Origin of the sequence: Escherichia sp. KCJ4928 (genome assembly GCF_004352695.1) — a bacterium.
Taxonomy (GTDB): Bacteria; Pseudomonadota; Gammaproteobacteria; order Enterobacterales; family Enterobacteriaceae; genus ECMA0423.
Window position 1 is genome coordinate 1 of sequence record NZ_SJWV01000181.1, and the last position, 8043, is coordinate 8043.

7 protein-coding genes are annotated in these 8043 nt (G+C 49.5%); 1 reads left to right on the top strand and 6 read right to left on the bottom strand.

The window, feature by feature from the left end; all coding sequences use genetic code 11:
- Positions 1–194: 194 nt before the first annotated feature.
- From tyrB to dnaB, 3 genes are all read right to left on the bottom strand, one after another.
- Positions 195–1388, bottom strand: coding sequence for an aromatic amino acid transaminase (gene tyrB, locus E0D98_RS19310; protein WP_000486994.1), 1194 nt, complete (start codon positions 1386–1388; stop codon positions 195–197).
- Between the two features lie 252 nt (positions 1389–1640).
- A complete protein-coding gene (gene alr, locus E0D98_RS19315) occupies positions 1641–2720 on the bottom strand; it encodes an alanine racemase (RefSeq protein WP_001147328.1) in 1080 nt (359 codons plus the stop codon).
- 52 nt (positions 2721–2772) lie between these two features.
- The gene (gene dnaB, locus E0D98_RS19320; RefSeq protein ID WP_000918363.1) at positions 2773–4188 is read right to left on the bottom strand and encodes a replicative DNA helicase; all 1416 of its coding nucleotides are present in this window, start codon (positions 4186–4188) and stop codon (positions 2773–2775) included.
- An 82-nt stretch (positions 4189–4270) separates the two neighbouring features.
- Between dnaB and E0D98_RS19325 the strand changes: the two genes are divergently transcribed.
- Positions 4271–5254 carry a quinone oxidoreductase gene (locus E0D98_RS19325; protein WP_000235516.1) on the top strand — a complete coding sequence of 328 codons (984 nt, stop codon included), beginning with the start codon at positions 4271–4273 and terminating at the stop codon, positions 5252–5254.
- Positions 5255–5419: 165 nt separating this feature from the next.
- Here the strand turns inward: E0D98_RS19325 and pspG are convergent, their stop codons facing one another.
- The 3 genes from pspG to E0D98_RS19340 form a co-directional block, all read right to left on the bottom strand.
- Positions 5420–5662, bottom strand: a complete 243-nt coding sequence (gene pspG, locus E0D98_RS19330; protein WP_000891402.1) for an envelope stress response protein PspG — start codon at positions 5660–5662, stop codon at positions 5420–5422.
- Positions 5663–5795: 133 nt separating this feature from the next.
- Positions 5796–6833: a tRNA dihydrouridine(20/20a) synthase DusA gene (gene dusA, locus E0D98_RS19335; protein WP_001298868.1), complete on the bottom strand. Its 1038-nt coding sequence runs from the start codon at positions 6831–6833 to the stop codon at positions 5796–5798.
- Between the two features lie 363 nt (positions 6834–7196).
- Positions 7197–8043 (bottom strand): DUF2713 family protein (locus E0D98_RS19340; protein ID WP_170997170.1); only part of this gene is annotated, 847 nt, incomplete at its 5' end.

Below are 8043 nucleotides of genomic sequence, written 5' to 3' on the forward strand. Positions count from 1 at the left end.
TTATTACTCCACCCAAAAAAACAGGATAAGGAATTCCAGATAATTAGGATAAGCTTAACAATAAAAGAACTAATAACGTTTATTATCTCTCACGTAGAACGATGGCATCAAAAAAATCATCTATAAAGAAAGAGTGAAAGCGACGACAGTTTAATTTCACTGCAGGCTGGGTAGCTCCAGCCTGCTTTCCTGCATTACATCACCGCAGCAAACGCCTTTGCCACACGTTGTACATTTGCCGTATTTAACCCGGCGACACACATGCGACCGCTGGCGATGAGATAGACACCAAATTCTTCACGTAGTCGGTCAACCTGAGCGGCACTTAAACCGGTATAACTGAACATGCCGCGCTGATTAAGCAGATAATCGAAATTGCGTTCTGGCATCTCTGTGCTTAATACCTTCACCAATTCCTGACGCATTGCCAGAATGCGAGTACGCATCTCTTCTACTTCCGCCAGCCAGCTGGCTTTCAATGCCTCGTCATTCAGCACTGCAGCCACCACCTGCGCACCAAAATTCGGCGGGCTGGAGTAGTTGCGGCGAACTGTTGCTTTCAATTGCCCCAGTACGCGGCCAGCGGCTTCGGCATCTTCACACAGAACAGAAAGTCCGCCGACGCGCTCGCCGTAAAGGGAGAAAATTTTCGAGAACGAATTGCTCACCAGAGCGGGTAATCCAGCGCTGGCAATGGCGCGAATAGCGTAGGCATCCTCTTCCATACCGGCACCAAATCCTTGATAGGCAATATCGAGGAATGGAATAAGCTCGCGGGCTTTGAGAATTTCAATCACCGCATCCCACTGATCATTAGTGAGATCGGCACCCGTTGGGTTGTGGCAACATGGATGCAGCAACACAATACTGCGGGCAGGTAATGTTTTCAGCGTCGCCAACAGGTCATTAAAGCGCACGCCGTTAGTCGCTTCGTCATACCAGGGGTAAGTACTCACTTCGAATCCAGCCCCGGCGAATATTGCTACGTGGTTTTCCCAGGTAGGATCGCTGACCCAGACGCCTGATTCCGGGAAGTAGCGTTTCAGGAAATCCGCGCCCACTTTCAATGCCCCTGAGCCGCCAAGGGTTTGAATGGTTGCTACGCGCTGTTGTTGCAGTACTGGATGGTCCGCACCAAACAGCAGCGGCGCAATGGCATGGCGATAGCTGTTAAGCCCTTCCATCGGTAAATAAAGCGAAGCGCCATGAGGCTGCGCATTCAGGCGCGCTTCCGCCTCCGCCACGGCTTGCAGTTGTGGAATAATTCCGTCTTCGTTGTAGTACAGACCGATACTTAAATTCACTTTGTCGCTGCGAGGGTCTTCTTTAAAACGCTCCATAAGCGTAAGAATCGGGTCGCCAGCGTAGGCGTCAACTTTTTGAAACACGCGATGGTTCTCCAGGTTTACGGGCAGGTGGTTAAAACACAATAAACCGGAAGAAGGCGAAGATCGAGTGGATGTTCAGGAGCGAACGGCAATTAGCAACAGAGTGAGACTCATGACAAACGTACATCCGCCAGAGGCACGACCTTTATAAGAGCATGAAAGAACATCAACTTATTGAAGTTTTAGGATTTTATTGGCCGGATAAGGCATTCACGCCGCATCCGGCACAGACAATCAAATATTACAGAACGATTAATCCACGTATTTCATCGCGACCCTTGAAGTCAGGCGCGTAATAAGTTCGTAAGCGCTTACTTTCGTCATTTCAGCGATACGTTCTACGGGCAAACCTTCGCCCCATAAAATGACCGGATCCCCGGCTTTGTCCTGCGCTTGTGGACCTAAGTCTACGCAGATCATATCCATCGCCACGCGCCCGACAATCGGTACTTCGCGACCGTTCACCAGCACTGGCGTACCGGACGGCGCGGCGCGCGGATAACCATCGCCATAGCCCATCGCGACTACGCCAAGACGGGTATCACGTTCGCTTACCCAGGTTCCACCATAACCAACAGGTTCTCCGGCTTTATGCTCACGCACGGCAATCAGGCTGGAGGTTAGTGACATCACTGGCTGACAGCCAAAATCGGCACCGGTGGAGCGATCTTCCAGCGGCGAGACGCCATAAAGAATGATGCCCGGGCGCACCCAGTCAAAATGCGACTGTGGCCACAGCAGAATGCCACCCGATGCGGCAATGGAACGTTGACCAGGTTTGCCTTCGCAAAAGGTATTAAAGATAGCGAGTTGTTTCTCGGTTGCGCCACATTTTGGTTCATCCGCGCGCGCAAAATGGCTGACGATATTCACCGGCTGACGAACGTTTTTGCACTGGGTCAGGCGATGATAAAACGCCTCAGCCTGTTCCGGCCTTACGCCCAGACGGTGCATACCGGTATCGAGTTTCATCCAGACGGTAACCGGCTCGTCCAGGCTAGCCTCTTCCAGCGCAGCCAGCTGTTCTTCGTTATGCACGGCGGTATGAAAATGTTGCGCAGAAATCGTCGGCAGATCTCTGGCATCAAAAAAGCCTTCGAGTAACAGTACAGGTTTGGTGATTCCCCCCGCACGCAGTCGCAGAGCTTCTTCGAGACGGGCTACGCCAAAGGCGTCAGCATCGGGGAGCGTTCGCGCGGTCTCAAGAAGACCGTGACCATAAGCGTTCGCTTTCACCACCGCAACCATTTTACTGGCAGGGGCCAGTTCACGAAGACGTTGCAGGTTGTGTCGCAGAGCGCGGCGGTTAATCACAACAGTTGCCGCTTGCATTTGTGTTCCTTGATAAGTGTTTGCTTTAATTACCTAATTCATAAAATAATTATTATTCGTCGTCGTACTGCGGCCCCGCATAGTTGTCGAAGCGCGACCATTGACCGTTAAAGGTCAGGCGTACCGTCCCGATTGGGCCGTTACGTTGTTTACCGATAATAATTTCCGCGATGCCTTTTAAATCACTGTTTTCGTGATACACCTCATCACGATAGATAAACATGATCAAGTCCGCATCCTGCTCGATAGAGCCAGATTCACGCAGGTCGGAGTTGACCGGGCGTTTGTCGGCACGTTGTTCCAGAGAACGGTTCAACTGGGACAGCGCCACCACCGGCACGTTCAGTTCTTTCGCCAGTGCTTTCAGCGAGCGGGAGATTTCTGCAATTTCCAGCGTACGGTTATCGGAAAGCGCCGGTACGCGCATCAGTTGCAGGTAGTCGATCATGATAAGCCCGATGCCGCCGTGTTCACGGGCAATACGACGTGCGCGGGAACGCACTTCCGTTGGCGTCAGGCCGGAGGAGTCATCGATATAGATATTGCGTTTTTCGAGCAAAATACCCATGGTGCCGGAAATGCGCGCCCAGTCTTCATCATCGAGCTGCCCGGTACGGATTTTAGTCTGGTCAACGCGCGACAGCGACGCCAGAGAACGCATCATAATCTGTTCTGAAGGCATCTCCAGCGAGAAGATAAGTACCGGTTTATCCTGCAACATCGCCGCGTTTTCGACGAGGTTCATCGCAAATGTTGTTTTACCCATCGACGGACGCGCGGCGACGATGATCAAATCCGACGGCTGCAAGCCAGCGGTTTTTTTGTTGAGATCGTCATAACCGGTGTTTACTCCGGTAACGCCATCGTGTGGCTGCTGAAACAACTGCTCAATACGCGCCACGGTTGCGTCGAGCACATCGGCGATGTTCTTCGGCCCTTCGTCTTTGTTTGCACGACTTTCGGCAATTTTAAAGACGCGGGATTCAGCAAGGTCCAGCAGATCTTCGCTGGTACGCCCCTGCGGATCAAAACCGGCTTCAGCAATCTCATTCGCAACCGAGATCATCTCACGGACAACGGCACGTTCACGCACGATGTCCGCATAGGCACTGATGTTCGCCGCACTTGGCGTATTTTTTGACAGCTCTGCCAGATAAGCAAAACCACCGACGCTATCGAGTTGCCCCTGGCGTTCCAGCGATTCCGCAAGGGTAATCAGATCGATAGGACTACCGCTTTCCTGCAAACGCGCCATTTCAGTAAAGATATGGCGGTGTGGGCGGGTGTAAAAATCGTCTGCCACCACACGCTCGGCTACATCGTCCCAGCGTTCGTTATCCAGCATTAAACCGCCCAACACCGACTGCTCCGCTTCGATCGAGTGCGGAGGCACTTTCAGCCCGGCAACTTGTGGATCGCGTTCGCGGGGTTCAGCCTGCTGTTTGTTGAAGGGTTTATTTCCTGCCATAGTGAATGGAGTTACCGAGATAAAGAATGGGTCGAAACTTTACCATATGAAGCAGACCCTGACGATACGTTCTGGAGGACACATGGCAACACGAATTGAATTTCACAAGCACGGTGGCCCGGAAGTACTTCAAGCCGTAGAGTTCACTCCTGCCGATCCGGCAGAGAATGAAATCCAGGTCGAAAATAAAGCCATCGGCATCAATTTTATCGACACGTATATCCGCAGCGGCCTTTACCCGCCGCCATCACTACCCAGCGGATTAGGTACCGAAGCGGCAGGCATCGTGAGTAAAGTCGGCAGTGGTGTAAAGCATATTAAGGCAGGCGATCGTGTAGTCTATGCGCAGTCGGCGTTAGGCGCTTACAGCTCTGTGCATAACATTAATGCGGATAAAGCGGCGATTCTGCCTGCGGCAATTTCTTTTGAGCAAGCTGCGGCATCCTTCCTGAAAGGCTTAACGGTTTATTATCTGCTGCGCAAAACCTATGAAATTAAACCCGATGAACAGTTCCTGTTCCACGCAGCGGCTGGCGGCGTTGGCTTGATTGCCTGCCAGTGGGCAAAAGCCCTGGGCGCGAAACTTATCGGCACCGTAGGAACCGCGCAAAAAGCGCAGAGCGCGCTAAAAGCGGGCGCGTGGCAGGTTATTAACTATCGTGAAGAGGATCTGGTCGAGCGGTTAAAAGAGATCACCGGCGGTAAGAAAGTGCGCGTGGTGTACGATTCCGTGGGCAGAGACACCTGGGAACGGTCGCTGGATTGCCTGCAACGCCGCGGCTTAATGGTCAGTTTTGGCAACTCATCAGGTGCGGTTACCGGTGTGAACTTAGGCATTCTCAATCAAAAAGGCTCGTTGTATGTGACACGCCCTTCCCTGCAAGGCTATATCACCACGCGGGAGGAATTAACCGAGGCCAGTAATGAACTGTTCTCTTTGATTGCCAGCGGTGTGATTAAGGTCGATGTCGCCGAGCAGCAGAAATATCCGCTGAAGGATGCGCAGCGTGCGCATGAGATTCTGGAAAGCCGGGCGACGCAAGGTTCCAGCCTGTTGATTCCATAAAAGAAATAGGGCTTCCACCTGGGAAGCCCTTTCTTTTTATAGTTCGGCTGTATGTAGGGTACAGCACGATGAATCTGTTAGAGGCGCAATAGTGACAGATTTGATTATCAATTCCTATTTTGTTCTAAGGATAAAACCTTAGGTTGTGATCATCCGCACAATCCCTTAGTAACGCCAGCGGTCATAACGCTGATATTTCGGCATTTTTGGTGCTTTAATCGCCTTAATAACCCACACCACCGCAATCGCCAGTAGTAACCACGGCAGCAACTTAATCATCAATGCCAGCATACCGCCGAGGAACATAATGGCCGTCGCCACAACCAGCGCGGCGATAATGCCCAGCAACGAAACGCCGGTGACCATCAGCATGACAAAAAAGCCAATCACAAAAAGTAGTTCCAGCATGATGCACTCCCAAATATGAAATCTCTTGCTGGCATTACAAGAATCATGCCAAAAATAATCTATTGATTTAACAGCAAAACGCCCCGCGACGGTGCGCAGGGCGTGGTGAATTTGACTACTTTTTGGTGAAAAGTTAACGTTTATCCGCCACCAGTTTGAGCGCGTGTTCCAGCACATTAATGTCTGCACCCGCTTTATGGGCATTTTCACTTAAATAACGCCGCCACTGCCGCGCGCCAGGAATACCCTGGAACAAGCCCAACATATGCCGGGTAATATGGCCGAGATACGTCCCCTGGCTGAGTTCACGCTCAATGTACGGATACATGGCGCGCACTACCGCCACCGGATCGGCATCGGTATCCGAGGAACCAAAGATCTCCCGGTCTACCGCCGCCAGAATACCCGGATTCTGATACGCCTCGCGCCCGACCATCACGCCATCCATATGTTGCAGGTGTGCTTTGGCCTCTTCCAGCGACTTGATACCACCGTTAATCGACATTGTCAGATGCGGAAAGTCACGCTTCAGTTGATACACACGCGGATAATCGAGCGGCGGGATTTCACGGTTTTCTTTCGGGCTTAACCCCGAAAGCCAGGCTTTACGTGCGTGGATGATAAACATCTCACACTCGCCTTTGCCGGAAACAGTGTTGATGAAATCGCAGAGAAATTCATAGCTGTCCTGGTCATCGATGCCAATACGCGTTTTCACCGTCACTGGAATCGACACCACATCGCGCATCGCTTTCACACAGTCGGCAACCAGCTGCGCATTACCCATCAGACACGCACCAAACATGCCGTTCTGCACCCGGTCAGACGGGCAGCCGACATTCAGGTTGATCTCATCATATCCACGCGCTTCTGCCAGCTTCGCACACTGTGCCAGCGCCGCCGGATCGCTACCGCCGAGTTGCAACGCTACCGGATGTTCTTCTTCACTGTACGCCAGGTAATCACCTTTACCGTGAATAATCGCCCCTGTGGTCACCATTTCGGTATACAGCAACGTATTGCGGGAAAGCAGACGCAAGAAATAGCGGCAATGTCTGTCCGTCCAGTCGAGCATTGGTGCAACGCTAAACCGACCACTCCAGTGAACGTCAGTTTTTTCAGGCATTGCGCTGGTTTGGTTGATTTTTTGCATTTCAGAATTACCGTGCATTTTCAAATGTAGAGATTATTTTATCGATATATCATTGGGTTATGTTATTCAGCATCACTGTTCAGGAGGCTCAATAGCGGGGTACTATACCATAACAACAGGAAGCGCCTGTCTCATTGCAAAAGAAAATTGAGATCAAATCAAGGCATGAAGCTCTCACGAAGTGATGGAAATAATCTTATTAGCCGTTAGCCTTGTTAAGGACAATGATAAACAATCCAGGTTCGACGATAAATAAAAAATCACACATTAAACTCCGGTGATATCTCTTCCTGCTAATGGCACTGATAGAAGAAAAAAGAACCCAATAAGTATTAGGTTCTTTTATGTAATGCCTTCCATACCATCGAAGAACTTCACATATTATTTCGCCGATTTAACCCCGAATAAATCATAAATTAAATTAGAAGTATCTGTAAGTATTTTAATCTTTTCCTTTGAGTTTGGGTCAAACGACTTAGCAAAGTCAATTAATTTCGGTGCAGCATCTCGCATTTTGCTTAAAATATCAGGTTCGAGCTTTCCTTCATTCACCAGAAGTGACATTTTATCCAGATAGTCATCAAATTTCATCCCCCCCCGGTCCGCCAGATGCTTCATCTCTCCCAGGTACTTCTTCATATCACGTTGAGATAATTCTTCAAACTGAGCTGTCAGATAGTTCTCATTATATTCATTAATATTCACTTTTTCTGCTCCGGCTAAATCTGTGTAGGCACTAGAATATGAAAGTGAAATTAACAGCGAAGCAAATAATTTTAAGCTGTTGTCATCATGTTCCTGGCAGGCATTAACAAACGTTAAAAAACCAGAACCTATTGCTTGAAAATGTATATTCGCTAAAGGTTCATTATCCTTAGATTCCTCATAAAATAGCTGAACCGTGGAGGGAAGGCCATTCTTAGTTTCTACATCAAAAGTACATCGTTCAATGGGAGTCGCATCTTTATTATCCCCAGGATTACATATACTATTAATCGCGAAATGAAAAATAGCCCGGTCAACAACTGATGCAATAAAGTCACGATCGTTTAAATCCTCATCAGTGCAATCGTCAATATACTTATTGACCCACACTTTGAGATTAGTTATTTGCTCAATTAAAAACACATTTTTTTTACGTGCATGCCATAAATTATGAGTGATTCTTTGAATAAACAAATCTATTTTTGCAATAATTATATCCCGATGACGCAGCGCTGAATAATCA